The sequence below is a fragment of the Nocardiopsis sp. CA-288880 genome (genome assembly GCF_050955985.1).
Taxonomy (GTDB): domain Bacteria; phylum Actinomycetota; class Actinomycetes; order Streptosporangiales; family Streptosporangiaceae; genus Nocardiopsis; species Nocardiopsis tropica.
Genome location: NZ_CP192105.1, coordinates 7,537,638 through 7,561,389, shown reverse-complemented (window position 1 = coordinate 7,561,389; position 23,752 = coordinate 7,537,638). Strand labels below are relative to the sequence as shown.

Sequence of the window (23,752 nt, the reverse complement as noted above, 5' to 3'; positions counted from 1 at the left end):
GACGGCCCCGCGCCGGAGGCGGTCGGGTTCGTCGTCCTGCGTTCGTCTTCCGTATGTGGTCAGCAGCGAACACGGCGTTTCTGTTCCCCCGTGGGCGGCTGTCGGCCGCCGGGGAGAGAACATGCATGTATGGCTGTTTTGTTCAGCTATGACTCTATCTCCGCCCGATCGGGGGACCGCATGGCGCACCGCCGACACGGCCGGACGGCGGCGCCCGGACCCCCTCCGTCCAGCGGATATCCGGAGACACTGGGGGCAAAATCTCACACACTGCCCCCGACCTGCGCGAACGAGGCCCCCGAGTGCGGCGCGGGCACGGCCCTTGCGCCTGCCGGCGTTCGGTTCCCACGCCCTGAACAGGCGCGACGGGCGGTTTCGGACACAACATGGCCAGGTGTCCCATGACGCGCGATACCCTCGCGCGTGGGTTGTGCTATACCGTTCCATCGCTCTAACGTGACCTTTGATTTGCGTGCGTAGCCGGTAGAGCCCCCGGACGGAGCCCCCGCCGCGGTGACGTCCCGTCGGCACGGAGCACCGACGAGCGGGCAGCGCTCCCGCAGGCCAACGATCAGGAGGATGAAGCGGCTAACGTCTTCGCGACCTGTTGAAAACCCCGAACCGCCTCTGTGCGTCCCTTTTATCAAGCCTTGAACGACCGGTGAGGAGGCGGACGCGGCCCCGCGGGGCCGATTCGCCCAGGTCGCCCGAGGAACAGGTCGCGGATCACCGATCCCCCAGGGGGACCGTCCCCCCGTTTCCACCAAGGAATCGTCAGGCCGACCGGCCGTGAGAGGCAATCGAGGACCACGTGAGTACCGAACGACGACGGAATGCCGACGGCGGCCGTCGCCGGGCCGATGGCCCGGGCGACGGTCCACGGGGCGAGGGCGGAAGGCGCAGGGCCGACGGCCCGCCGCCGGGTGACCAGCAGTCCGGAGGCCGGCGTCGATCGGGCTCCGGCGGCGGCGCCCGCCGAGGCGACGGCGGGGCCGAGCGCCCGCGCCGTCCGCGCCCCCCCGAGAACGAGGCGCGCTCCGAGGGTCAGGGCGGCCGCCGCAGAGCCGAGGGCGAACGCCCCCGCCGCCCCGAGGGCCAGCGCAGGCGCCCCGAGGACGGCGACCGGCCCCGCAGGCGCCCCGAGGGTGACCGGCCCCGCAGGCCGGAGGACGGCGACCGGCCCCGGCGCCGCCCCGAGGGCGAACGCGGCGGACGCCCCGAGGGGCAGCGCCGCCGCCCCCCCGAGAACGAGGCGCGCTCCGGCGGACGCCGCAGGGCGGGGAACGGCCCGCGCGACCCCCGCGACCGGGACCGCGAGCACGGATCGCGCTCGGAGGGCCGCCGCGCCGCCGGCCGGGGCACCCGGGCCGCGGCGGCTTCGGGCGGCAGGGGGGGCGGCGGCGGACGCCGCCGGTCCCGCGACGAGGAGCCGGACGACCGCCCTTGGTACAAGCGCTTCTTCGCCAAGGCGTGGAAGCCCGCGCTCGCGGCCTTCGGCCTGATGGTCATCGGCGGCGTGGGCGCCTTCGCGGTCCTGTACGCCCAGGCCCCCGACAGGGACGAGCTCGAGACCAAGGCCGAGAACACGATGTCGGCCACCCAGATCATGTGGGCGCCCCAGGGGGACGAGAACCCCGAGGTCGCGGTCACCACGGGCGAGGTCCGGCGCGTCGAGGTCAACTACGAGGACATCCCGCCCGAGGTGATCGACGGCGTGCTCGCCGCCGAGCAGCGCACCTTCTTCCAGGACCCCGGCATCAGCATCAGCGGCATCGGGCGGGCCATCCTCTCCCGCGGCGAGGCCGGCGGCGGCTCCACCATCACCCAGCAGATGGCCCGCAACTACTACAGCGACCTCGAGCAGGACGACCGCATCGTCCGCAAGATCCGCGAGATCTTCATCGCCATCAAGCTCGGCCAGCAGATGGAGCACGAGGAGATCCTCGAGGCCTACCTCAACACGATCTACTTCGGCCGCGGCGCCTCGGGCATCGAGATGGCCTCCCAGGCCTACTTCGACAAGAGCGTGTCGGAGCTGAACTCGGAGGAGGGCGCCTTCCTGGGCGTCATCATCCAGATGCCCAGCAACTTCGAGGCCAACGAGATGGGCGACTGGACCACGACGTACCTCAACGAGGAGCGCTGGCCCTACATCCAGGAGCAGCTCGCCCTCATGCACGAGGAGGGCAGCGGCCGCGGCCTGCCGCGCGAGGAGGCCGAGGCGCTGGAGATCCCCGAGCGGATCCCCTACGACCCCACCGCCGAGGCCGACGTCGACCCCAAGTTCGGCTACGTGCGCAACGCGGTCATCCAGGAGATCACCGAGCGCTACGCGGGCTCGGGCATCACCGACGCGACGATCGCCACCCAGGGCCTGGTCGTCGAGACCTCCCTCGACCCCGCGCTCATGGACGCCGCGACCGGCGCCTTCGACGTCCTCCCCGGCACCCCCGACGACACCATGAAGGGCCTCACCGCGGTCGACCCCGCCACGGGCGAGATCCGCGCCTTCCACGGCGGCCCGGCCGTGTCCGAGGTCGTCAACAACTCGCTGCAGCACCGCACGCAGGCCGGATCCTCCTACAAGCCCTACGTGCTCGCCACCGCGCTCAGCAACGACATCAGCCTCCGGAGCATGTTCGACGGCGACTCGCCGCAGAACTTCCCGGAGCTGCAGAGCCCGGTGCAGAACGCGGGCGGCCGCAGCTACGGGCCCGTCGACCTCGTCCGGGCCACGGCGGACTCGGTCAACACCCCCTTCGTGGAGCTGACGTCCCGGCTCGGCGCCGCGGCGGTGGACGAGACCGCGGTCGCGGCCGGGGTGGACGAGGACCAGATCACGACCTCCACCCAGGGCCCGCTGGTCGCGCTCGGCACCCACCAGGTGACCGCCCTCGACCAGGCGTCCGCCTACGCCACCTTCGCCGCGGGCGGCGTCCACAGGCCGGCGCACATGGTCACCGAGCTGAGGATGGCCGACGGCACGGTCGTCGAGCCCGACGACGCGGACCAGATCGAGCAGGGCACCCAGGTGGTCTCCACCGAGGTGGCCGCCGACGTCACCTACGCCATGACCCAGGTGGTCGAGGCGGGCGGAGGCTCCAGCGCGGCGCTCCCCGACGGGCGCCCGGTCGCCGGCAAGACCGGTACCTCCAGCGGGGCGGTCTCCGCGTGGTTCGTGGGCTACACGCCGCAGCTCGTCGCGGCGGTCGGACTCAGCCGGGCGGACGCCAACCTCTCCCTGGAGTTCGAGGGGCAGGCCGAGAGCGAGATCTTCGGTGGAACCACCTCGGCCAACGTGTGGAAGGAGTTCATGACGACGGCCGTGGAGGGCATGCCCGTCGAGCAGTTCCCGGCGCCCGCCTACGTCGGCGCGGACCAGAGCTTCCTGCCCACGCCGAGCCCGAGCGAGGAGCCCACCGAGGAGGAGAGCGAGGAGCCCTCGGACGAGCCCTCCGACTTCCCGGAGTGCGACCCGGCGAACATCGACCCGAACAACCCCAACTGCGAGGGCGTCGAGTCCCCGCCGGAGTGCGAACCGTTCGACCTGGAGTGCCAGAACGAGGAGAACCCCGAGGTCCCGGTGGAGTGCACCGGACCGAACCCGCCCTCCTGGTGCGAGGAGCAGACCACGCCGGGCGAGCCCGGCGACGACGCGAGCGGTGACGACGACGGCGGCTGGGGCAACTGGGGCCGGAGCACCACCAACGAGAACAACAGGATGATCGTCCTCGGCAGGGACGAGTGACCCCCCTCCCGCCACGGCGGTAGGCCTGACCGAGGGGCCGGTGCGCGGAGGTTCCGCGCACCGGCCCCCTCGTGTGTCCGGCCGTCCACAGCCATCACCGGTGGTACGCGGCGACTGGTAACCTTGGGGGCTGTATGGCTCAGAGTCCGTGCGAGGCCCGCCGACCCCGGCGCGGAACAGCTCGCGGACTCCTGCCCTCCTGCCATGGAGATTCCATGGCCGCAACAGTCCAGAGGAGGAACGTACGCCTATGCGTCGTTACGAAATCATGGTCATCCTCGACCCGAACCTCGACGAGCGCACCGTCGCCCCGTCGCTGGAGAACTTCCTGGGCGTCGTGCGCAACGACGGCGGCTCGGTCGAGAAGGTCGACATCTGGGGCAAGCGCCGTCTCGCCTACGACATCGACAAGAACCCCGAGGGCATCTACGCGGTCATCGACCTGACGGCCACGCCCGCCACGGTCAAGGAGCTCGACCGCCAGCTCGGCCTCGCCGAGGCCGTGCTCCGCACCAAGGTCCTCCGGCCCGAGGTCCACTAGGACGGCCCTGCCCGTACCCCTCACCCCCTCCCGTCCGCCCCGGTTCTGTCAGTGCCGGCGCGGATGATCGGGGGAGCAGGCGAAACCGCCTGAACCGACTACCTCGAACCGGAGCCCATCCATGGCAGGCGAAACCCAGATCACGCTCGTCGGCAACCTCGTCGACGACCCTGAGCTGCGCTTCACGCCCAGTGGAGCCGCGGTCGCCAACTTCCGTGTGGCCTCGACGCCCCGCACCTTCGACAAGCAGTCGGGGGAGTGGAAGGACGGCGAGTCCATGTTCCTCACCTGCACTGTCTGGCGGCAGTACGCGGAGAACGTGGCCGAGAGCCTTCAGCGGGGCATGCGCGTCATCGTGCAGGGCCGGTTGAAGCAGCGCTCGTACGAGACCCAGCAGGGTGAGAAGCGGACCGTCTTCGAGATCGACGTCGAGGAGGTCGGCCCGGCTCTGCGCAGCGCCACCGCGAAGGTGACCAAGACGCAGCGCCAGGGTGGCGGCGGCTTCGGCGGCGGCAACGGCGGCGGAGGCGGTTTCGGCGGCGGCCAGCCCCAGCAGGGCGGCGGCGGCTACGGGAACCAGGGCGGCGGATTCGGCGGGGCGCAGGGCGGCGGAGGCCGCAGCGGCCCCCCGGCCGACGACCCCTGGGCGACCAACGGTGGCGGCGGTGGCGGCGGGTTCGGTGGCGGCGGCGGAGGCTTCTCCGACGAGCCCCCGTTCTAGCGCACCACCCCGCACCACGCAGCACACGGCCCGGTGCCCCAGGGCGCCGAGTCACCTTTCCATCCACAGACCATCCCCGGGAGGACCCCGGGGCTCTTGCGAAGGAGCACCACGATGGCGAAGCCGGCAGCGCGCAAGCCCAAGAAGAAGGTTTGCCTCTTCTGCCAGGAGAAGCAGTCCTACATCGACTACAAGGACACCACGCTTCTCCGCAAGTTCATCTCCGAGCGCGGCAAGATCCGTGCCCGCCGCGTCACGGGCAACTGCACCCAGCACCAGCGCGACGTCGCGACCGCGATCAAGAACGCGCGCGAGGTGGCCCTGCTGCCCTACACCAGCACCGCTCGCTAGCGGCGATATCCGAGGGAGGTTTTTGTCGTGAAGCTGATTTTGACCCACGAGGTCAACGGTCTCGGAGCCCCCGGCGACGTCGTCGAGGTGAAGAACGGTTACGGTCGCAACTACCTGCTGCCCCGCGGGTTCGCCATTCGGTGGACGCGCGGCGGTCAGAAGCAGATCGACCTGATCCAGCGCGCGCGCTCCGCGCGTGACATCCGCACCCTGGACGAGGCCAGGCAGGTCGCCGGCCAGGTCGGTGCGCTCACCGTGCGCCTCCAGCAGCGCGCCGGCGAGGGTGGTCGTCTGTTCGGTTCGGTCACGCCCGCGGACATCGTCGACGCCGTCAAGGCGACCGGCGGTCCCGAGCTGGACAAGCGCCGGATCGAGGTCAAGACCCCGATCAAGTCGGTCGGAAGCCACAAGGTCCAGGTCCGCCTGCACCCCGAGGTCTCCGCGACGATCAAGCTGGACGTCGTCGGCGCCTGATCCCAGGCACCGGACGCGTCAGGGCCCCGCCTCTCCTCGGAGAGGCGGGGCCCGCTTCGTGTCGGGACGTGTTCCGGCGGTGGCGGCCGTGCTCTCGCGGGGGTGGGGCATTCCTGACACGCCTCATTACCAAAAGCAACCCTTTGACTACTCTTTGTAACCTATCGTGTTGTCTGTGTTGGTGTCGCACCTCGCGGCGCCCCGCACGGAGAGGACGACGACCGATGGCCGTAGAGAGAACGACCGATCCGGACCGACACCCGCAGGTGGACCGCAGGACGATCCTGCGCGGGACCGCCCTCGCCGCAGGGGGAGTGCTCCTCGGCGGGATGATGGGCATCTCACCGGCGGGGCAGGCCTCCGCCGCCGCGATGCCCAAGGTGTACACGCGCGCCGACTGGCAGGCCAGGGCGCCCAGGAACAAGATCGACCTGGTGTCCAAGGGGCCGACCCACATCGTCGTGCACCACACCGCCACGGGCAACGTGTCCGACACCTCGACACAGCACGCCGCCGCGCTGTCCCGGTCCATCCAGCGCTACCACATGGACAGCAACGGGTGGAGCGACACCGGCCAGCAGCTCACCATCAGCCGGGGCGGGCACATCATGGAGGGCAGGGACCTGTCCCTCAAGGCGATCCGCGACGGCAAGCACGTGGTCGGCGCGCACACCGCCAACCACAACTCCCACACCATCGGGATCGAGAACGAGGGCACCTACACCTCGGAGACCCCGACCCAGGCGCTCATGGGGTCGCTGGTCGACACCTGTGCGTGGCTGTGCCTGGTCTACCAGATGGACCCGTCGGAGGCCATCGTCGGCCACCGGGACTACAACGCCACGAGCTGCCCCGGGGACCAGCTCTACTCGATGCTCCCGCAGCTGCGCAAGGACGTGACGAGCAGGATGCGCGAACAGCTCAGCCACCTGAGCCGGGTCGCCGGAACCGAGCTGACCCTGGAGCAGCTGCCGACCTACCCGAGGGTTCCGCAGGCCGAACGGACCGTGCCGTTCCACCACGGCCCGGCGGTCGGCGACCTCGACGCGTCCCCGTGACCCGAGGGACCTGACACGATGCCCGTCGGAGAGCCGCCCCGACCCCCGGGGCGGCTCCTTCGCGTCCCGGCGGGCCCGCACCGCCACGCGGGAGCGGCGGCGGCCGGCAGCGGCCGGGGCACGTCCCGCGGGTGGCGCGGGTCCGGTCCGGTACGCACAGGGGGAGGGACAAGCGGACCGCTGCCGTGCGGGCGGTGTCGACCCGTCCGCATATCGGCTTCCCGACAGGTCGACAAGCGGCGGAGAGGACATGTCCACAGGTCGACATGTCGGAGCGACTTGTCCACAGGTCGACATGTCCGCTCTGGACGGTGCCCGACGGTCCGTGGTCCCCTGGTTCACAAGGGGGAGCCCGCGGCCCGCCACCATGAGGCGTGCCCCCACGGGGTCCGGGCGCGACGCTCCCGCCTCCCCCTCCGGCGGGCGGCCTTTCACGCGCGTGCCCGCCCGGGGCCGGGAGCACGACGGGGCCGGGGCCCGGAGCCGACCTCCACGCGCCCGCCCGTGCGGCGGCGCCCCGTCAGGGCCTCGTCGCCCCGGTGACCAGCCAGGCGGTCCCCCGCGCACGGGCGCCCAGGGTGACGGCGCGCGCGAGGATCCACACCGTGAAAGCGATCCACAGCCCCACCAGGCCCCACAGCGAGTCCTCCGCCAAGCGGGGGATCACCAGGGCGCACGGCAGGAACGCCGCCATCGTCCACAGCGACGCCCACGCCAGGTAGCGCTGGTCGCCCGCCCCCATCAGCACCCCGTCCAGGACCATGGTCACGCCGCTCAGCGGCTGCATGAGGGCGACCACCACCAGCGTGGCCATGATGAGGGTCCGCACCTCGGCGTCGGAGGTGAAGGGGACCGGGGCCCACGGAAGCACCAGGAACACCAGGACCATGAACACCGCACCCAGCATCACCCCCCACTCCACCATGCGGCGGGTGGCCTCCTTCGTGCCCCGCACGTCCCCCGCGCCCAGGTACCGGCCCACGATGGACTGACCGGCGATCGCGATCGCGTCCATGGCGAACACCAGCAGGGCCCAGATGTTGTAACTCACCTGGTGCGCGGCGATCGACTCGTCGCCCAGGCGCGCCGCCACCGCGGTGGTCACCAGCGCGACCACCCGCATCGACACGCTGCGCAGGAACAGGGCGAACCCCGCCGAGGCCGAGGCCCGCAGCCCCGCCGCGGTCGGGGCGAGGGAGACCCCCGCACGCCGCGCGGAACGGGAGATCGCCGCCACGTACCAGAACGCCCCGGCGCCCTGCGCGATCACCGTCGACCACGCCGAACCCGCGATGCCCCAGTCCATGACCAGCACGAACACCACGCACAGCACCGCGTTGCCGGCGTAGGAGGCCACCGCGACCAGCAGCGGGGTGCGTGCGTCCTGGAGCCCCCGGAGCACACCGGTGCCCGCCATGACGATCAGCAGGAACGGCGTGCTGAGCAGGCTGATCCTCAGATAGGTCAGCGCGTAGGGCGCGATCTCGGGCGAGGCGCCCAGCAGGTCCACCATCAGCGGCCCCAGCGGCCAGCCGATCGCGATGGCCGCGGCCCCCAGCAGGACGGCGAGCCACAGGCCGTCCACACCGTCGCGGATACCGCCCGCGACGTCGCCGGCGCCGAACCGGCGGGAGACCGCCGCCGTGGTGCCGTACGCCAGGAAGACGCAGACGGCCACCAGGGTCAGGAGGACCTGCCCGGCCACGCCCAGCCCTCCCAGGGCCTGGGTGCCCAGGGTGCCGACGACCGCCGCGTCGGTGAGCAGGAACAGGGGTTCGCTGATGAGGGCGAAGAACGTGGGGACCGCCAGAGCGAAGATCTCGCGGTCGTGGCGGTGCCGGAAGGGGGCGGCCGAGAGCAGTTTTGGCATGACCAGACCACATTATCGGACAGGCGTTCTAGTCGGGTGTGGAGTTGTCCACACCCGCCCGGATGCCTGTGGATAACCTGTGGAAACACTCCCTGTGAGGCATCTTGCACGACCCGCCTACGCACAGTGTTTTTGCAGATCAAAGCCTATATGCGAGGGTCATGGCAAAGTTATCCACAGGTGATGTGCACAACCTGTTCCCGCCATGCCCCGCACGGGGCGGGACATGGTGGTAATGGCTCCGTCCACAGGCCACGTCCACGGCGTCCCCAGCGGTCGCGATGGGGCATCCTGGAGGGGGCGGCCCGTTCGGGCCGGCGGAGTACGGTCCCGGGGAGAGCGTTCGTGAGTGTCGCTGAGCAGCCACCTGAAGAAGGCGGATACGAGCGCACCCCACCCCACGACATCCAGGCCGAACAGAGCGTGCTCGGCGGCATGCTCCTCTCCAAGGACGCCATCACCCAGGTCGTCGAGATCATCCGCTCCGCGGACTTCTACCGCCCCGCGCACCAGATCATCTACGACAGCGTCGTCGACCTCTTCTCCCGCGGCGAGCCGGTCGACGCCATCTCCGTCAACGCCGAGCTCACCAAGCGCGGCGAGGCCACCCGCGTCGGCGGCGCCCTCTACCTCCACACCCTCACCGAGGCCATCCCGACCGCCGCGAACGCCGGCTACTACGCCAAGATCGTCTCCGACCGGGCGGTCCTGCGCCGCCTCGTCGAGGTCGGCACCCGTATCGCGCAGATCGGCTACGCCGGCGACGGCGAGGTGGACGACCTCGTCGACCACGCCCAGGCGGAGATCTACAAGGTCGCCGAGAAGCGGACCGGCGAGGACTACGTGGTCCTCGCCGACATCATGCCCGGCGCCCTCGACGAGATCGAGGCGATCGGGGCCCGCGACGGCACCCTGACCGGCGTGCCCACCGGCTTCGCCGACTTCGACGCCCTCACCAACGGCCTCCACCCCGGCCAGATGATCATCATCGCCGCCAGGCCGGCCGTCGGGAAGTCGACCCTGGCCCTGGATTTCGCGCGCGCGGCGTCGATCAAGAACGACATGGCCTCGGTCTTCTTCAGCCTGGAGATGGGCCGGAACGAGATCGTCATGCGCCTGCTGTCGGCGGAGGCCCGGGTCCCCCTGCACACGATGCGCTCCGGCCTGATGACCGACGAGGACTGGGCCAGGCTGGCCAGGCGCATGGGCGAGGTGGCCAACGCCCCCCTCTTCATCGACGACTCGCCGAACATGTCGATGATGGAGATCCGGGCCAAGTGCCGCAGGCTCAAACAGCAGCACGACCTCAAGCTGGTCATCGTCGACTACCTCCAGCTGATGAGTTCGCCGGGGCGCGTGGAGAGCCGCCAGCAGGAGGTCTCGGAGATGTCCCGGTCCCTCAAGCTCCTGGCCAAGGAGCTCGAGGTCCCCGTCGTGGCGCTCTCCCAGCTGAACCGCGGCCCCGAACAGCGCACCGACAAGCGCCCTCAGGTATCTGACCTGCGCGAATCCGGCTCCATCGAGCAGGATGCGGACATGGTCATCCTGCTCTACCGCGAGGACGTGCACGACAAGGAGTCGCCGCGGGCGGGCGAGGCCGACATCATCGTGGCCAAGCACCGCAACGGCCCCACCGCGGACGTGACCGTGGCCTTCCAGGGCCACTACAGCCGGTTCGTCGACATGGCGCCCGGATAGGCCATCGCGTCCACGGCCGCGTCCACGCCGTCCAGGTCGGGTGAGCCCGGGCTGTCGTGCACCAGGTGCACGGCGTCCCCGGTGATCCCGCGGAACTCGGAGACACCCACGCGCGGCCGGATGTCCGGTGACGTGTCGAAGCCGTGCGCCGCGTACTCCTCGGCGGGGTCCGCCCAGCCGGGATCGTCCCCGGGGGCAGGGCCGGGTCGCATCCCTCCCGGTACAGGACGAGGACGTCGACGGTGTACCCGGAGGAGGGGCGGGGTCCCGCCGCCCCTCCCCGGGCCCGTTTATCGGTCAGCCTCTTTGCCTATTTGTGGTCAAGCCGATTTGTCGACAAAGAGTCATGGCCGTCTCACCGGGAGTCCCCGACGATCATCCCCTCCCGCATCTCCAGGCGGCGGCCGGCGAACCTCCCGCGCATCGTCCGGTCGTGTGTCACGATCACCAGAGCCCCGGTGAAGCGCGACAACGCCTCCTCCAGCTCTTCCACGAGACCGGGGGAGAGGTGGTTGGTCGGCTCGTCCAGCAGCAGGAGGTCGTGGACCCCCGACGCCAGTCGGGCCACCTCGATCCGGCGGCGCTGACCGACCGAGAGCGACGCCACCGCCTGGTCCATCTCCTTCGGACGGAACAGTCCGAGCGAGGCCAGTTCCTCCCGGTGCTCCTCGGCGGGGCCGGGGCGGCCGGACGCGCACGCCTGGAGCACGGTCCGCCGGGAGGGGGACACACCGTCCTCCTGCCTCAGGAAGCCGACCCTCGCCGGGACGCAGACCCGGCCCGGACCGGGGGCCAGATCCCCGGCGAGGACCCGCAGCAGAGTCGACTTCCCCGCCCCGTTGGGGCCGGTGACCAGGACGCGCTCACCCGGTGCCAGCTCCAGGGCTGGGACGTCGAGCCGGTGGTCGACCCGTACCCGCTCCAGTTCGGCGACCGGCGCCGGGCCGGGCTCCCCCTGCGGGGCCCCGGTGAACTCGGCGGTCATGCGGAGCGGGACCGGAGGCGGCGCCACCGGGTCCGAGGCCAGTCTCTCCAGCCTCTCCTTGGCGTTGCGGATACGGCCCATGGAGCCGTGCGCCCGACTGCGCATCCTGAACCCGCCGTGCCCGAACGCGGCCTTGTCCACCTTGCGCGGGATGGCCCGGAGCGCGGCGACGCCGTTGTCCGCCAGCGTCCTCTGTCTGGCCAGGTCGGCCCTCCAGTCCTGGTACTCCCGGATCCACCGGGCCCGGGCCGCCGCCTTCGCGGCCAGGAACCCGGAGTACCCGTTGCCGTACCTGTTGATCCGGCGGAGGTCGTGGTCGACCTCCAGGACGGTGTCGGTGACTCCGGCGAGGAAGGCGCGGTCGTGGGTGACGGCGACCACCGTGCCCCTGTGGTTCCGGAGCCGGTTCTCCAGCCAGGCGACCGCGCGGTCGTCCAGGTCGTTGGTGGGCTCGTCCAGGAGGAGCAGTTCGGGCGAGGCCGCCAGCATCGCGGCCAGGGCCAGACGTGAGCGCTCCCCTCCGGAGAGCGTGCGCAGCGGGCGCTCGCGGTCCAGCCCGGGAAGGCCCAGGCCGTGGAGCCCGGCGTCGACGCGCGCGTCGGCGTCGTAGCCGCCCCGTGTCTCGAACTCGGCGAGCAGGTCGCCGTAGCCGTCCATCTCCCGGGCCGTGGCGGAGCCGAGGCGGGCCTCGGCCACGCGCAGCCGCGCCTCCAGGTCCCGCAGGTCGGCGAGTGCGGAGTCGATCGCGTCCGCCACGGTGCCGGTCCGCACGCCGACCCCCTCCAGGGTCTGGGGCAGGTAGCCGACGCCGCCGGGCGCCCTGACGGTGAGGTCCCCGTCGTCGGGGCGCTCCTCGCCCGCCAGCAGGCGCAGCAGGGTGCTCTTGCCCGATCCGTTGTCCCCGATGACTCCGACGCGTTCGCCCGAAGCGATGGTCAGGGTGACACGGTCGAGGACGGTGTGGTCGTCGTAGCGTTTGGTGATCTCGTCGAGGGTGAGCTGGGAGTGTGCTCGACGTGCGGCGGTGTGCATGTGCGCGCCTCCTGGGCTGCGGTGCGGTCTGTCGGTACGGGGCCGCGGATCGCCGGAGGAGCACGCGTGCCGACTGGTTTCGGACAGGTCCCGCACAGGCGAGACGGGGTCCGGTACAGCGGGGACGCTGAGGCTTCCCTGGGTCGACCGCGGTACGGCGACGCCGGCGGAGCCGCACGGTGCCGGAGGGGCGACAGGGGTGTCGCCGCTGGACAAGCGGGTGCGACGGTGCTCGGACGCGGGCGTCTGGCGCGGATCTACAGGAAGATGTACAGCCTCATCTGTAAGACGGTACGTCTCGTTTTGCCTGGCGTCAAGTGTGCTTTCGGTGAGACGGGGATCACTCTCGGTCGGCGCCTGGGGTCCTATATGCGGTCGACCAGATTCTGATTAATTGACAAACCGCTTTATCGGCGGGGGTGCCGTTGTCCGGCTCGGGGCCGGTTCCGGGACGCGTGAAGGGGCCGCCCCGCGGGGGCGGCCCCTTCACGTCACTCGCTCTTATGAACTCCGGAGCACTCGCCGCGATGGCGAAGGGCTCACTCGACGGTCGCTCGCGCGGCTACAGCCAGCGGGCCTCCGGGCGGGTCCGACCGTTGTGGTCGGTGACCAGCACCCAGTGCATGATCGGGTATTCGGACGCGATGGCGTCGGCGTCCTCGCGCGGCTGCGGGACGTGCACGGGCTCGGGCGTGAGGCCGGAGAGACGGCGGGTCGCAGCCGCGGGGCGGATACGCCGACGGGGCGTCGCGGAGCGAGTGGGGTGTGGTGCACGGTCTGTCCAGCGCGCCATGGGCCCTCCTCGTTTCCGTATCAGATGTTATGAGTTAACCCTATGTTCACCTTCGCGTCAATTCGATTGGCTTGCGAAGGTTCGCGCCCGCTGGGTAGGGATGCCGTGTTGCGGATCTGAAGGGGGTTCTTCCCCGGGGGGTGTTCTCCCATGCCAGGGCGGTGCGGGCGGCCCTCCCCGGCGTGCGGGCGGCTGCGGTGCGAGGGCAGGGAAGTGTGACCTCGAGGCAAGGTGAACGGAAGGTGAACGAAGGGCGAATCGGACGGGGCGACCCCGCGCCCGGGGTCCGCACCCGGATTCACGGCCGGCGAGGGGGCCCGGAGCACGACGAAGGGCATCCGCCCTCGGCGGATGCCCCGTGACGGTGATCGGGACCTGCGGCGGCTCACTCCTTGAAGATGAGCCCCACGACCTCCAGGTAGAGCTGTTCCGGGTACGGGATGAAGGAGATCCGGCTCAGGGCCTGGTCCTGACCGGCGGACTCCATCACGAAGGTGCCGTAGCCGAGGAAGCGGCCCACCAGGGTCCGCTCGAACCTCATGTCCGTGACCTTGCCCAGCGGCATCATGTTGACCTGTCGGGTGATCAGCCCCGTGGTCAGCAGGAGGCGCGCCGACGTGATGACGAAGTAGTCCACGGACCACTCCGCGACCCGCCAGACGAACCACACCAGCACCAGCAGCCATAGCCACCAGATGATCGCCAGAGCCGCGGCGCTGTCCGCGATCTGGGTGTTGCTGATGATGCCGGCGACGATCAACGCACCGAGGACGGCCCCGACCGGCCCGATGAGGACCGCGGGGTGCCGACGGATGGTCACGACGTCCTGCTCGTGCGGCAGAAGGTAGCGGTTGACCGACGCCGGAGCGCTGTTACTCGACGCTACGAGCCGCATGGCACCCGTCCATCCCCACTACGGCAGCAGTGCGTTGACGAAGCGGGACATGGACTCCGCGCCACCCATCAGACCGCCCAACGCGCTCTGGATCACACCAGCGGCGCTTTCAGGTTGCGTGAGCAGATAAAACGCCACGAAACCGATGAGAGCGTAGCCGCCCCATTTCTTCAACTTCGCCACGACTGACTCCCCTTGGAATCCACCTGACCCACCAACCCAGCAGTGATTGTTCCATTGACAATGATGCCCGTAAAGCCTGGGGCGCACCCTCGGCGTGGCGGTATGTCCGTCCTACCGCGCTTGCGGGCTGTGTCCGGTTCCGGTGGTGTTGGTGAACCAGTGTTCGGTCGACCGGAATACGGTCGAAGCCCCTCGCAGGTCAGGGCATTAGGGATGGTTTGTCCGGAGAAGGGAGGGACTTCCCCGGGACCGATTCGATCCCCGGCCGGATGCGAGTGACGGTCGGGCCGAAACTCGTGGTTCGTGCGGAGCGGATCCCTAGTGCTGCTCGGCGAAGGCCAGGGCGAGCACCTGGAGGTGCTGCCGGGCGATCCGCTCGACGAGCTCGGGGGTGGACCGGCCCATGACGTCCTCGGCGCCGTGTCTGGCGGCGTCGACGCAACGGGTGACGGTGGAATCGTGGTGGACGCCGGAGAACTCCGTGGACAGTCGGTCGACGACGGAGCCGTAGCGGGGGTCGCGGTCGGTCGAGGGGGAGGGGGTCTCGGGCATCTCACTCCTTGAGGGCCGTGGGGGCTGATGGCGCAGCGTGTGCGGTCGGGGTCTTTGGGTAGTCGACGGAGGGTTGCCTGAACGCCGCGCAGGAAGCGGACACGGGCCTCCGCTCCAGCGGACCCCGGCCGTGCGGCGTGGTTTCGGTCCGGCTGGCCTTCGCGGTTATGGGTGGTCAGGAACCATGATCACTCTAATCTGTTACGTTCCAATCTCGAAATGAATTCGGCTAATGCAAGCCGTGTCGACGCTTGCGTCCGGAGGGGTGCGCCACCTGGTTCGACGCGGCTGCCTCCGGGTTCAATGCCCGATTTTCGGTCGATCATTCGTCCGGTGTTCAAAAGAGCCGAAAAAGCGCCCAACCGGTGATCCGGTTGGGCGCTGAGGCTCATGGGGCCGCGGGGAGGGCTCAGGCGCAGCCGTACAGGCGGTCGCCCGCGTCGCCCAGCCCCGGGAGGATGAACCCGTTCTCGTCCAGGCGCTCGTCCACCGCGGCGGTCACCACGCGCAGGGTGGCCCCGTGGTCCGGATCCAGGGTCTCGGCCAGCTTCTGCTCCACCGCGACCAGCCCCTCGGGGGCGGCGAGCAGGCAGATCGCGGTGATGTGGTCCGCGCCCCTCTCCACCAAGAGCTTGAGCGCGGCGGCCAGGGTGCCGCCGGTGGCCAGCATCGGGTCCAGCACGTAGCACTGGCGGCCGGACAGGTCCTGCGGCAGCCGGTCGGCGTAGGTCGCGGGCTGGAGCGTGTCCTCGTCCCGGGCCATGCCCAGGAAGCCGACCTCCGCGGTCGGGAGCAGGCGGGTCATCCCGTCGAGCATGCCCAGGCCCGCGCGCAGGATCGGGACCACGAGGGGCGTGGGACGCGTCAGCTGTGTTCCGGTGGTCTCCACGAGAGGAGTCCTGATGGTGACGTCCGTCACTCGGACGTCGCGGGTCGCCTCGTAGGCGAGCAGGGTCACCAGCTCGTCGGTCAGGCGCCGGAAGGTCGGTGAGTCGGTCCGCACGTCGCGCAGGGTGGTCAGTTTGTGCGCGACCAGGGGATGGTCGACGACCAGGGTTTCCAAGACGTTCTCCGGGTGAGCTGGGATAACGGGACGGTGGCTGGGGATGGGGGCCCGCCCGAGTCTAACCGCGCGTACCACCCGGAACAGGGCGTCCCGGCGCCGCGCCTGTCGCGCGGTGGACCTGCGGGGGCGCCCGCCCGCTCCCGGGGCGGCCCGACGGAACCGCCGGGGCGGCAGCGCGGGCCCCGTTCTCATGAGAGCGTGGTCCGGACTGACACGGACCGAGGGAGACGGCGGAGCGGGAGTGATCGTTACCATTGCACTCGCGCGGGCGCGGCTCTTCCTCGTCCGCACCGATACACCGGCCGGGTTGGGGTGACGATGACAGTACTCGATCATGGTGACGACGACTCGGGTGACTTCGCGGCGGTCGCGTACAGGGAAGAGGAGTACTGGGACGTCGACCTCCTCCCCGTGACGCTGACGCACGACCTGAAGGGCCTGATCCACGCACTGCGCCAGCAACCGAGCATCAGCGGCTCCCTCGGGCTGGTCTCGGTCGGCGACGACTTCTTCATCATCGTGCGGGTCTACGGGGAGGACGTCTCCCTCTTCCTCTCCGACGTCACCGCGTCGGTGGACTGGCAGGTCGCCAGGGACGTCCTCGACTACCTGGACATCGACCTCCCCGATGACGACGACCTCGACCAGGTGCTCCCCGCCGGTGACCTGTCCATCGTCGCCGACCTCGGCCTGGACGAGATGGAGCTCGGCGCCCTCGCGGGCGATCTCGACCTGTACCCCGACGAGGTCCTGGCGAGCGTGTCCGAACGCCTCGGATTCGCACAGTCCTTCCAGCGTGTCCTGGACGGTATGGGGTAAGGGACCCCTGGTAAAACACCCCGGAGAACAGGAGAGCACGCGGTGTCGACCTTCGCAGCTGTCTTCGCCCCCAACGGGAGGACATGGCGGGGAACCGAGGTCGAACTCGGGGACGTGGACGTCATCGACGACGTCACCGACCTGATGCTCGACTTCGCGGCGGAGCGGGGCAGCGACAGCGCGCTCCTTCTGGTGGAAGCCGACGACGAGTGGTTCGCCGTCGTGCGCGCCTCGGACGACGGCGGTGAGCCGCGGGTGTACCTCTCGGACGGCCGCGTGGTCCACGACCACCCCGTCGCCTCGGTCCTCTCCGAAGCGGGCGCCCTCGGCGCCCCGCAGCCCTCGGAGAGCGCGGGCGCGCGTCCCAACCCGGTACCGGTGGGCGACGGCGACCTGATCACCGACCTGGGCGTGGCCGGCGACGAGCTGCGCTCGCTGTCCGTCGGCAGCGGCGTCCTCCCCGCCGACGTCCTCGCCGTCGTGGCCGAGCGGGCCGGGTTCGGCGACATCCTCGACGCCATGAGGCTGTGACGTGGACGACCGCGGGGTCCTCGACGCCGCACTGTGGACGGCGGTCGCCGAGGCCGAGCTCGCCCTGTCCACGGGCGACGTCCCGGTGGGGGCGATCGTCCTGGACGCCGCGGGCGCGGTGCTGGGGACGGGGCACAACGAACGCGAGGCGGCGGGTGACCCCACGGCGCACGCCGAGGTGCTGGCCCTGCGGGCCGCGGCCCGCGCACGCGGTGAGTGGCGCCTGAGCGGCTGCACGCTGGTCGTCACCCTCGAGCCCTGCGTGATGTGCGCGGGCGCGACGGTGCTCTCACGGGTGGACCGCCTGGCCTTCGGCGCGCGGGACGCCAAGGCCGGCGCCGTGGGGTCGGTGTGGGACGTGGTCCGCGACCCGCGGCTCAACCACCGGCCGGAGGTGGTTCCGCCCGACCTGGTCGGCGCGGACGTCGCCGCGAGGTGCGCCGAACTCCTGACCGCCTTCTTCGAGCAGCGCCGCGGGGGCCGGGACCGCGGCTGACCGGCCCGCCCATGAGGACGTCCGGGACGCCGCCGGAACCGCTCGCGCCATCCGGTTTTCCGCACGGCGGAGCATCCGGTAGAGTTGCTCGCGGTGGAGTCGCCTAGTGGCCGATGGCGCCCGCCTCGAAAGCGGGTAAGGGGCAACCCTTCGAGGGTTCAAATCCCTCCTCCACCGCACGAGGCCGACGTTCACGCAGGTGAGCGTAGGGCCGGCAGAGGTAGCGAGGGCCGGTTGATCCGGGCCGGTGCACAGACGGTGCACACGGTCGGAGAGACCGGCCTTTCGCGTTACCGGGGTCCGGTCCCCGGGGAAGCTCCGTAAGAATCCTTACGCAGCGGTGCCGAGAGCCTTCGCGCGGGCCGCGTCCATCGCGTCGGCCACCTTATCCAGGCGGTCGGGGAACAGGTGCCCGTACCGGTCGAGGGCCATCATGGCGGTCGCGTGGCCGAGCACGGCCTGTACCACCTCGACGTCCGCGCCGGCCGCGATGGCGAGTGACGCGGAGGTAAGCGGCGGTCCCAGTGACCGACCGCAGACCCGGTTCGGGGCAGGGCAGAGGGGTGATGGGCGGGTCATGCGGCCCTCGTCCCGGGTGGGTAGGACTTCCCCGGTCGCTTCGTCGACATATGCCCCTGTCGCCATGTCCCAGTCGGGCAGGTGGTCGCGCTGGAAGTGGACGGTGTCGGCGGCCGACCACCAGACCTGGTGGTAGGTCGCGGAGGCGCTCTGTTCGGCCACCTCACGGGCCAGGGGTTGCGCGAGGCGTTCGGCCCTCGTTGACTTACCGGTGGGCGCCGGCATCAGCCCACCCCCATGACCACAGAACGAGAGTCCCCGATGAGAGCATCCCTCGGACCCCTGCTTGTTGTTCTTTGCCCTGATCAGCCTCGTCGGTTCGGTTCTGGCACTCTCTGAACTCCTCGTCTTTCCCGGGGTCCTGCTCTTCAGCAACGCCGGTCAGGTTCACCCCATAGCCGGCCAGCGGCACCGATGCCCACATCCACAGCAACAGAGCAGGAGCGCCCACGATGGCGAGACTCTCCAAGGAGCTCCCTTTTCGCTGGCAGGCGATCCTGTGCGCGTTCGGGGTTCTGTGGTTCGCGGTCGAAATTCACATGAGCTGGGGCGGGGGCGAAGGCCTGGCAGGGGTGTCCCCGATGGCGTGGTGGAGCGGCCCCGTGTGCGCCTTCGGGATGCCGTTCTTCGTGGTGGAGTACCGGCAGCGTCGCTGGGCGGAGCGCACCCGACAGGCCGCCCCGCTCGTCGAGGAAGAGTCCCATCCGCAGTCTGCTACCAGTGCCGCTGAACACACCCGCAGAGCGAGATCCCCCCATCCGATGGGCATTCCCCTACCTGCGGCCCGCTGGCCGGTCCTTGTCCCGGCCGTCGCCTTGCTGTTCGGAGTGGTGTGGGCGGTACTGACACGGGTGGCCGAAGGCCGGATCAACCCCCTGGCGACGTACTGGATCTGCCTGTGGGTCTGGCACCTGACCGTGGGCGTCGTGACGTACAGGCGTGAACACCGCGAATCCCTTGCGCATCGGGCCGCTCCTGCCGCTGAGGAGAAACCGGCCCCGTAGCCTGCTGTCCGCGCGACCGAACACACGCACAGAACAGGAGCGCATCAGATGGCCAGACTTTCCAAGGAGGCCTCTCTCCTCCTGAGGGCGATTCTGTGCGTGGTCGTGCTGGGTTGGCTCGCTGTCGACGTCATCGTGAAGTGGGGTGGCGACGAAGCCTTGGTAGGCGGGCCAGTCATGACGTGGTGGGGCGGCATCATGTGCTCCATCACGCTGGTGTTCCTCGTGGTGGAATACCGGCAGCTGCGTTTGGCGAAGCGGGCCCAGGAGCCCGCCCCTCCCTCCGAAGCAGAGCCGACCGCGTAGCCGACTGCCGGCACGCCTGAACACACCCACAGAGCGGGAGCCCTCGTGACCGTACGCAGTCCCCTTGAACTTCTGGTGCTGAGGGCAGCTGCCGGAATGATGTTCGTCGGTGCTCTGATCATGCTGGTGTGGGCCGGCCCCTGGACGGGGGAGCCGATGTGGCCGCACATGCTGTTCGCCGGAGTCATGCTGGTGTGGGCGCCGATGAACTACTGGCTGCTTCGTCGTCACGACCGGGTTCAGCATTCCGTCTCCTCGGCGACGGAGGAGCGCACCCCGTAGCGAACAGCCATGGCGGTGACGTCCTCGTCGGAGACGTAGGCCGCCCGGCCCCGGCCGACCCTCCCCGGCCCGGGGAGCGGGCGGCCCGCCCCGCCGCCCGCTCCCTCCCGCTACGGGGTGGGGGCCGGGCCCGTGCTCCCGCGGGCCGCGAAGGCCGCCGCGGGGGACCACCGCTCCGCGACGGGGCGGCCGTCGGCGCACTCCAGCGCGGACGCGCCGACCTCCGTCCCGTACCGGTAGACGTCCACGCTCACGCTGGTCAGCGCCGGAGAGGACAGGCGGCACAGGGTCGAGTCGTCCCACGCGACCATGCTGACCTGCCCGGGGACGGAGACGCCCATGTCGCGGGCGGCCTCCAGGCCGGAGACGGCCATGACGTCGTTGTCGTACAGGATCGCCGTCGGGGGCCGCTCGCGGCCGAGCAGTTCCCGGGTGAGCCGTGCGCCCTCCTCGTGCGAGTAGTCGCCCTCCAGGACGACGGGGGCGGCGATCCCGGCCCGGCGGCAGCCCTCGGCGAGGGCCGCGGTGCGGGCGCGCGTGTGCAGCAGCCGGGCGGGCCCGGACACCCGGGCGATCCGCCGGTGACCCAGGTCCAGGAGGCGTGCCAGGGCCTCCCGGACCGGGGTCACGTGGTCGGTGCGGACCGCCGGTGAGCCCTGGGGGTCGGGCTCCTGGACGCCCGCCAGCACCGCCGGCAGGCCGAGCCCGCGCAGGAGGGCGGGCCTCGCGTCCTCCGCGGCGAGGTTGACCACGACCACCGCGTCGACCAGGCGCCGCTCCGCCCACCGGCGGTAGGTGGCGTCCTCGGCGTCCGCGTCGGTCACCAGGTGCAGCAGGAACGCCATGTCGCGGGCGGCCACGCGCTCCTCGATCCCGGCGACGAACTCCATGAAGAACGGTTCCGCGCTGAGCAGGCGGCGCGGCCGGGCCAGGACCAGCCCGACCGCGCCGACGGGTTCGGGACGGCCCATCAGACCTGTTTCGCCGATGCGTGCGGCGTGTTCGCCGAGCGGAGGACGTGGGCCGTGGTCAGCGAGAGGGGGTCGATCTCCGCCCCGGTCCGCACCGTGAAGCTGTGCGTCTCCCCGGCCAGCAGGTCCACGAGCATGTCGTCCACCTCGGCGTCGCGGGCCGCCCGGTCGGCGAGCACCGAGACGTCGCGGGCGAACGAGGACGCGCGCACGTCCACCCGGTAGCCGCCCGGGACGGGGGCCGCCACGGCGGTCAGGGCCTCGGGGTCGTAGGCCAGGTGGCGGTCCTCCCGGAACGTGTGGACGACGCGCACCTCCCCGGACGAGGCCACGAAGACCTCCCGGTCGGGGTCGGCGGGGGCGAGGAGCCGCCGTTCCGGCTCGACCTCGGCGGTCGAGCGGGGCGGCACGGAGATCTGTGCGCTCCCGGTGTGGAGCACCTCGCCCCCGAAGCCCTGGCGCCGCAGGTCGAGGGGGCCCGTCCAGGGCTCGTCGGTGTCGTTGACGGCGATGACGACGAGGCGCCCGTCCCTGGGCTGGACGGTGAGCATGCGGGGCGCGTAGGCGCGGCGGAGCGCGTACCAGAGGGGCTTGAGCCTCTCGTCGCCGTCCACGGCCGCCCAGGAGGTCACCGGCCAGCAGTCGTTGATCTGCCAGACGAGGGCCCCGGAGGTGCGGGGCCACCAGGACCGGTAGTGCTCGATGCCGAAGGCGACCGCGCGGGCCTGGTTGAGCTGGGTGGCCCAGTGCCAGTCCTCGAAGGTGCGCGGGGTGTACAGGTGGGCCGAGTACCCCCGGTCGAGCTTGCCGTTGCCGTCCTCGGCCTTCTGGTGCAGGAGGAAGGCGGGCGAGGTGGGTGTGAGCGGCTCGTCGTGCACCCAGTCGGTGAGGGTGGTCCAGGTCGGGGGGCCCTGGAAGCCGAACTCGGAGCAGAACCTGGGGACGTGGTCCTGGTAGGCCCGGTAGTCGGTCTGGTTCCAGACGGTCCACTCGTGGCGGGTGCCGTGCGCCTCGGCGTTGGGGTGGACGTCGTCCGGGGCGAACCCGGGGCTGTACGGGCTGCCCGCGGAGTAGAAGCGGGTCGGGTCGAGTTCGGCGACGATCCGGGGGAAGAGGTCGGTGTAGTAGCCGTGGCCCCAGGTGCGGTCCCCGAGCTGCTCCTGCCAGCCCCAGTCCATGAAGCCCCAGAGGTTCTCGTTGCCGCCGTTCCAGAGGGCGAGCGAGGCGTGCGAGGTGAGGCGGGCGACGTTCTCGCGTGCCTCGGCCTCGAACTCGCTCCACAGCGGCTCCTCCTCCGGGTAGGCCGCGCAGGCGAGGAGGAAGTCCTGCCAGACGAGGACGCCGCGCTCGTCGCAGACGTCGTAGAAGTCCTCGCTCTCGTAGATCCCGCCGCCCCACACGCGCAGCATGTTCATGTTCGCGTCGACGGCCTGGTCCACGCGCCGGGCGAGGCGGTCGCGGGTGATCCGGGTGAGGAAGTGGTCGTCGGGGATCCAGTTGGCGCCCTTGACGAAGATCGGCCTGCCGTTGACGGTGACGGTGAAGGGGGTGCCGTGCTCGTCGGGCTCGGTGTCCACGGTGACGGTGCGGAAGCCGATCCGGCGTTCGGCCGTGTCCAGGGCCGCCGGTGCGTCGGGGCCGGCGGGCGCGTCGCCGCCCGGGGCGAGCGTGACGGCCAGGTCGTACAGGGGGTGGTCGCCGTAGCCGACCGGCCACCACAGGCGGGCGTCGGGGACCTCCACCACGACGACGCCGGTGTCGGCGTCCGGGGCCAGGGTCGCGGTGGCCGTGTGCCCGGCGACCTCGGCGGTCAGGGTGAGGGCGGCCGGGGCCTCGGTGAGGGAGCGCTCGACGTCGGCGTGGACCTCGACCCGGCCGACGCCGTCCTCGCCGACGGTGACCAGCGGGCGGACGGAGGCCAGGCGGGCGGTGCTCCAGCGCTCCAGGCGCACGGGCTTCCAGATCCCCGCGGTCTGGAAGTCGGGGCCCCAGTCCCATCCGAAGGAGCAGGCCATCTTGCGGACCATGTTGTACGGGTGGGTGTTGGTGTGGGGGCGCGCGCCGAGCGCGTCGCGGACCTCCTCGGCGTACTCCAGCGCGGGCCGGAACGAGACGGTGAGGTCGTTGGAGCCCTCGCGGAGGACGCGGCCCACGGGGAAGCGGTAGCCGCGGTGCATGTTGGCGGTGGTCCCCAGCTCCACCCCGTTGAGCTCGACGGTGGCCACGGTGTCGAGGCCGTCGAAGGCCAGGTCCACGTGTTCGGAGGGGGAGGCCTCCTCGGCGTCGAAGGTGAGGGTGTAGCGCCAGCCCACGCGGTGGGCCCAGGCCAGCTCGGTCTCGTTGGAGTCGAGGTAGGGGTCCGGGATGAGCCCGGCGGCCAGCAGGTCGAGGTGCGTGCTTCCCGGTACCAGGGCCGGGACGGAGCGTCCCGCGATGTGCTCGGGGACGGTTCCGGTGGCGCTCGTCAGCAGCCAGCCGTCATGCAGGGTGCGGCGGATCATCCTCTGCCTCTCCGGGGGTGTGGGGACGGCCGCCCGGGGGAGGCGGACCGTCGGCGGCCGGACGCGCCGATGTGCGCCGGACCACTCCGGAGATTCTTACTTCGATGAACTAACTAAGTCAATGGGGTGCGGCGACCTCGTGGGAGGAGGGCGGTCCGCACCCCCGCTCGTGGACGGGGCCCGCGCCCCGCCGAGCGGCCCGCGGGGCTCCCCCGCGCCGGCCTCCCCGGACGCCCGGACCCGGGCCGCCTGCCGGGGGCCGGGCGACCGCCCGAGGAGGGAGCCCCGCGGCGCCG

The 23,752-nt window shown here is 71.0% G+C and carries 24 protein-coding genes and 1 tRNA gene; 14 read left to right on the top strand and 11 right to left on the bottom strand.

Annotated elements, in window-relative coordinates; all coding sequences use genetic code 11:
- Nucleotides 1-811 precede the first annotated feature (811 nt).
- The 6 genes from ACQPYD_RS32790 (at nucleotide 812) to ACQPYD_RS32765 (ending at nucleotide 6,893) form a co-directional block, all read left to right on the top strand.
- Nucleotides 812-3,748 (top strand): transglycosylase domain-containing protein, encoded by a 2,937-nt coding sequence (locus ACQPYD_RS32790; protein WP_433699204.1) that lies wholly within the window; start codon nucleotides 812-814, stop codon nucleotides 3,746-3,748.
- A 250-nt stretch (nucleotides 3,749-3,998) separates the two neighbouring features.
- Nucleotides 3,999-4,289, top strand: coding sequence for a 30S ribosomal protein S6 (gene rpsF / locus ACQPYD_RS32785; RefSeq protein WP_267947333.1), 291 nt, complete (start codon nucleotides 3,999-4,001; stop codon nucleotides 4,287-4,289).
- 121 nt (nucleotides 4,290-4,410) lie between these two features.
- A complete protein-coding gene (locus ACQPYD_RS32780) occupies nucleotides 4,411-5,010 on the top strand; it encodes a single-stranded DNA-binding protein (protein ID WP_267947332.1) in 600 nt (199 codons plus the stop codon).
- A 114-nt stretch (nucleotides 5,011-5,124) separates the two neighbouring features.
- A complete protein-coding gene (gene rpsR / locus ACQPYD_RS32775; protein WP_013155832.1) occupies nucleotides 5,125-5,361 on the top strand; it encodes a 30S ribosomal protein S18 in 237 nt (78 codons plus the stop codon).
- 27 nt (nucleotides 5,362-5,388) lie between these two features.
- On the top strand, nucleotides 5,389-5,835 hold the full coding sequence (gene rplI / locus ACQPYD_RS32770) for a 50S ribosomal protein L9 (RefSeq protein WP_330162361.1): 447 nt from the start codon (nucleotides 5,389-5,391) through the stop codon (nucleotides 5,833-5,835).
- Between the two features lie 224 nt (nucleotides 5,836-6,059).
- Nucleotides 6,060-6,893 (top strand): peptidoglycan recognition protein family protein, encoded by an 834-nt coding sequence (locus tag ACQPYD_RS32765; protein WP_433699203.1) that lies wholly within the window; start codon nucleotides 6,060-6,062, stop codon nucleotides 6,891-6,893.
- Between the two features lie 520 nt (nucleotides 6,894-7,413).
- Here the strand turns inward: ACQPYD_RS32765 and ACQPYD_RS32760 are convergent.
- A complete protein-coding gene (locus tag ACQPYD_RS32760; protein WP_433699202.1) occupies nucleotides 7,414-8,763 on the bottom strand; it encodes an MATE family efflux transporter in 1,350 nt (449 codons plus the stop codon).
- 345 nt (nucleotides 8,764-9,108) lie between these two features.
- Between ACQPYD_RS32760 and dnaB the strand changes: the two genes are divergently transcribed.
- Nucleotides 9,109-10,461, top strand: coding sequence for a replicative DNA helicase (gene dnaB / locus ACQPYD_RS32755; protein ID WP_330093570.1), 1,353 nt, complete (start codon nucleotides 9,109-9,111; stop codon nucleotides 10,459-10,461).
- On the opposite strand, the gene ACQPYD_RS32750 is transcribed toward dnaB, so the two are convergent.
- From ACQPYD_RS32750 to upp, 7 genes are all read right to left on the bottom strand, one after another.
- Nucleotides 10,428-10,673: a hypothetical protein gene (locus ACQPYD_RS32750; protein ID WP_433699201.1), complete on the bottom strand. Its 246-nt coding sequence runs from the start codon at nucleotides 10,671-10,673 to the stop codon at nucleotides 10,428-10,430. The two genes, dnaB and ACQPYD_RS32750, sit on opposite strands and share 34 nt — an antisense overlap.
- Nucleotides 10,674-10,816: 143 nt before the next feature.
- The gene (abc-f, locus tag ACQPYD_RS32745; RefSeq protein ID WP_433699200.1) at nucleotides 10,817-12,478 is read right to left on the bottom strand and encodes a ribosomal protection-like ABC-F family protein; all 1,662 of its coding nucleotides are present in this window, start codon (nucleotides 12,476-12,478) and stop codon (nucleotides 10,817-10,819) included.
- A 562-nt stretch (nucleotides 12,479-13,040) separates the two neighbouring features.
- The gene (locus tag ACQPYD_RS32740) at nucleotides 13,041-13,271 is read right to left on the bottom strand and encodes a hypothetical protein (protein WP_267947325.1); all 231 of its coding nucleotides are present in this window, start codon (nucleotides 13,269-13,271) and stop codon (nucleotides 13,041-13,043) included.
- Nucleotides 13,272-13,656: 385 nt separating this feature from the next.
- On the bottom strand, nucleotides 13,657-14,166 hold the full coding sequence (locus ACQPYD_RS32735; protein ID WP_267947324.1) for a PH domain-containing protein: 510 nt from the start codon (nucleotides 14,164-14,166) through the stop codon (nucleotides 13,657-13,659).
- An 18-nt stretch (nucleotides 14,167-14,184) separates the two neighbouring features.
- On the bottom strand, nucleotides 14,185-14,349 hold the full coding sequence (locus ACQPYD_RS32730) for a hypothetical protein (RefSeq protein ID WP_170293704.1): 165 nt from the start codon (nucleotides 14,347-14,349) through the stop codon (nucleotides 14,185-14,187).
- Nucleotides 14,350-14,667: 318 nt separating this feature from the next.
- On the bottom strand, nucleotides 14,668-14,901 hold the full coding sequence (locus tag ACQPYD_RS32725) for a hypothetical protein (protein ID WP_433699199.1): 234 nt from the start codon (nucleotides 14,899-14,901) through the stop codon (nucleotides 14,668-14,670).
- A gap of 409 nt (nucleotides 14,902-15,310) precedes the next feature.
- Nucleotides 15,311-15,964, bottom strand: a complete 654-nt coding sequence (gene upp / locus ACQPYD_RS32720) for a uracil phosphoribosyltransferase (protein WP_433699198.1) — start codon at nucleotides 15,962-15,964, stop codon at nucleotides 15,311-15,313.
- 321 nt (nucleotides 15,965-16,285) lie between these two features.
- On the opposite strand from upp, the gene ACQPYD_RS32715 reads away from it, so the two are divergent.
- The 4 genes from ACQPYD_RS32715 (at nucleotide 16,286) to ACQPYD_RS32700 (ending at nucleotide 17,990) form a co-directional block, all read left to right on the top strand.
- Nucleotides 16,286-16,786 carry a tRNA adenosine deaminase-associated protein gene (locus ACQPYD_RS32715; RefSeq protein ID WP_267947321.1) on the top strand — a complete coding sequence of 167 codons (501 nt, stop codon included), beginning with the start codon at nucleotides 16,286-16,288 and terminating at the stop codon, nucleotides 16,784-16,786.
- A 42-nt stretch (nucleotides 16,787-16,828) separates the two neighbouring features.
- The gene (locus tag ACQPYD_RS32710) at nucleotides 16,829-17,317 is read left to right on the top strand and encodes a tRNA adenosine deaminase-associated protein (RefSeq protein WP_433699197.1); all 489 of its coding nucleotides are present in this window, start codon (nucleotides 16,829-16,831) and stop codon (nucleotides 17,315-17,317) included.
- Between the two features lies 1 nt (nucleotide 17,318).
- A complete protein-coding gene (locus ACQPYD_RS32705; RefSeq protein WP_433699196.1) occupies nucleotides 17,319-17,813 on the top strand; it encodes a nucleoside deaminase in 495 nt (164 codons plus the stop codon).
- A gap of 92 nt (nucleotides 17,814-17,905) precedes the next feature.
- Nucleotides 17,906-17,990: transfer RNA gene (locus ACQPYD_RS32700), tRNA-Ser, on the top strand.
- A 153-nt stretch (nucleotides 17,991-18,143) separates the two neighbouring features.
- On the opposite strand, the gene ACQPYD_RS32695 is transcribed toward ACQPYD_RS32700, so the two are convergent.
- Complete coding sequence (locus ACQPYD_RS32695) at nucleotides 18,144-18,617, bottom strand: hypothetical protein (protein ID WP_433699195.1); 474 nt, start codon at nucleotides 18,615-18,617, stop codon at nucleotides 18,144-18,146.
- Nucleotides 18,618-18,844: 227 nt separating this feature from the next.
- Here ACQPYD_RS32695 and ACQPYD_RS32690 point away from each other — a divergent pair, with 227 nt between their 5' ends.
- The 3 genes from ACQPYD_RS32690 to ACQPYD_RS32680 all read left to right on the top strand — a co-directional run bounded on the left by ACQPYD_RS32690 (nucleotide 18,845) and on the right by ACQPYD_RS32680 (nucleotide 19,984).
- Complete coding sequence (locus ACQPYD_RS32690) at nucleotides 18,845-19,396, top strand: hypothetical protein (protein ID WP_433699194.1); 552 nt, start codon at nucleotides 18,845-18,847, stop codon at nucleotides 19,394-19,396.
- A gap of 48 nt (nucleotides 19,397-19,444) precedes the next feature.
- Complete coding sequence (locus ACQPYD_RS32685) at nucleotides 19,445-19,702, top strand: hypothetical protein (RefSeq protein ID WP_433699193.1); 258 nt, start codon at nucleotides 19,445-19,447, stop codon at nucleotides 19,700-19,702.
- 75 nt (nucleotides 19,703-19,777) lie between these two features.
- Entirely contained in the window at nucleotides 19,778-19,984 is a 207-nt protein-coding gene (locus ACQPYD_RS32680; RefSeq protein ID WP_433699192.1) for a hypothetical protein, read from the top strand.
- A gap of 110 nt (nucleotides 19,985-20,094) precedes the next feature.
- Here ACQPYD_RS32680 and ACQPYD_RS32675 read toward each other — a convergent pair whose 3' ends face one another.
- Together ACQPYD_RS32675 and ACQPYD_RS32670 are read right to left on the bottom strand one after the other, a co-directional pair.
- On the bottom strand, nucleotides 20,095-20,955 hold the full coding sequence (locus ACQPYD_RS32675; RefSeq protein WP_433699191.1) for a LacI family DNA-binding transcriptional regulator: 861 nt from the start codon (nucleotides 20,953-20,955) through the stop codon (nucleotides 20,095-20,097).
- The gene (locus ACQPYD_RS32670; RefSeq protein WP_433699190.1) at nucleotides 20,955-23,456 is read right to left on the bottom strand and encodes a glycosyl hydrolase 2 galactose-binding domain-containing protein; all 2,502 of its coding nucleotides are present in this window, start codon (nucleotides 23,454-23,456) and stop codon (nucleotides 20,955-20,957) included. Before ACQPYD_RS32670 ends, ACQPYD_RS32675 begins: the two co-directional genes overlap by 1 nt.
- Between the last annotated feature and the right edge of the window lie 296 nt (nucleotides 23,457-23,752).

Bases quoted from the DNA above. Each gene is read 5' to 3' on its own strand.
- ACQPYD_RS32670 (WP_433699190.1), bottom strand. From the start codon at position 23,456: ATGATCCGCCGCACCCTGCATGACGGCTGGCTGCTGACGAGCGCCACC.
- ACQPYD_RS32780 (WP_267947332.1), top strand. From the start codon at position 4,411: ATGGCAGGCGAAACCCAGATCACGCTCGTCGGCAACCTCGTCGACGAC.
- ACQPYD_RS32735 (WP_267947324.1), bottom strand. From the start codon at position 14,166: ATGCGGCTCGTAGCGTCGAGTAACAGCGCTCCGGCGTCGGTCAACCGC.
- ACQPYD_RS32725 (WP_433699199.1), bottom strand. From the start codon at position 14,901: ATGCCCGAGACCCCCTCCCCCTCGACCGACCGCGACCCCCGCTACGGC.
- ACQPYD_RS32695 (WP_433699195.1), bottom strand. From the start codon at position 18,617: ATGCCGGCGCCCACCGGTAAGTCAACGAGGGCCGAACGCCTCGCGCAA.
- ACQPYD_RS32715 (WP_267947321.1), top strand. From the start codon at position 16,286: ATGACAGTACTCGATCATGGTGACGACGACTCGGGTGACTTCGCGGCG.
- rpsR (WP_013155832.1), top strand. From the start codon at position 5,125: ATGGCGAAGCCGGCAGCGCGCAAGCCCAAGAAGAAGGTTTGCCTCTTC.
- ACQPYD_RS32750 (WP_433699201.1), bottom strand. From the start codon at position 10,673: ATGCGACCCGGCCCTGCCCCCGGGGACGATCCCGGCTGGGCGGACCCC.
- ACQPYD_RS32740 (WP_267947325.1), bottom strand. From the start codon at position 13,271: ATGGCGCGCTGGACAGACCGTGCACCACACCCCACTCGCTCCGCGACG.
- ACQPYD_RS32690 (WP_433699194.1), top strand. From the start codon at position 18,845: ATGGCGAGACTCTCCAAGGAGCTCCCTTTTCGCTGGCAGGCGATCCTG.
- ACQPYD_RS32760 (WP_433699202.1), bottom strand. From the start codon at position 8,763: ATGCCAAAACTGCTCTCGGCCGCCCCCTTCCGGCACCGCCACGACCGC.
- ACQPYD_RS32765 (WP_433699203.1), top strand. From the start codon at position 6,060: ATGGCCGTAGAGAGAACGACCGATCCGGACCGACACCCGCAGGTGGAC.
- abc-f (WP_433699200.1), bottom strand. From the start codon at position 12,478: ATGCACACCGCCGCACGTCGAGCACACTCCCAGCTCACCCTCGACGAG.
- rpsF (WP_267947333.1), top strand. From the start codon at position 3,999: ATGCGTCGTTACGAAATCATGGTCATCCTCGACCCGAACCTCGACGAG.
- ACQPYD_RS32675 (WP_433699191.1), bottom strand. From the start codon at position 20,955: ATGGGCCGTCCCGAACCCGTCGGCGCGGTCGGGCTGGTCCTGGCCCGG.
- ACQPYD_RS32685 (WP_433699193.1), top strand. From the start codon at position 19,445: ATGGCCAGACTTTCCAAGGAGGCCTCTCTCCTCCTGAGGGCGATTCTG.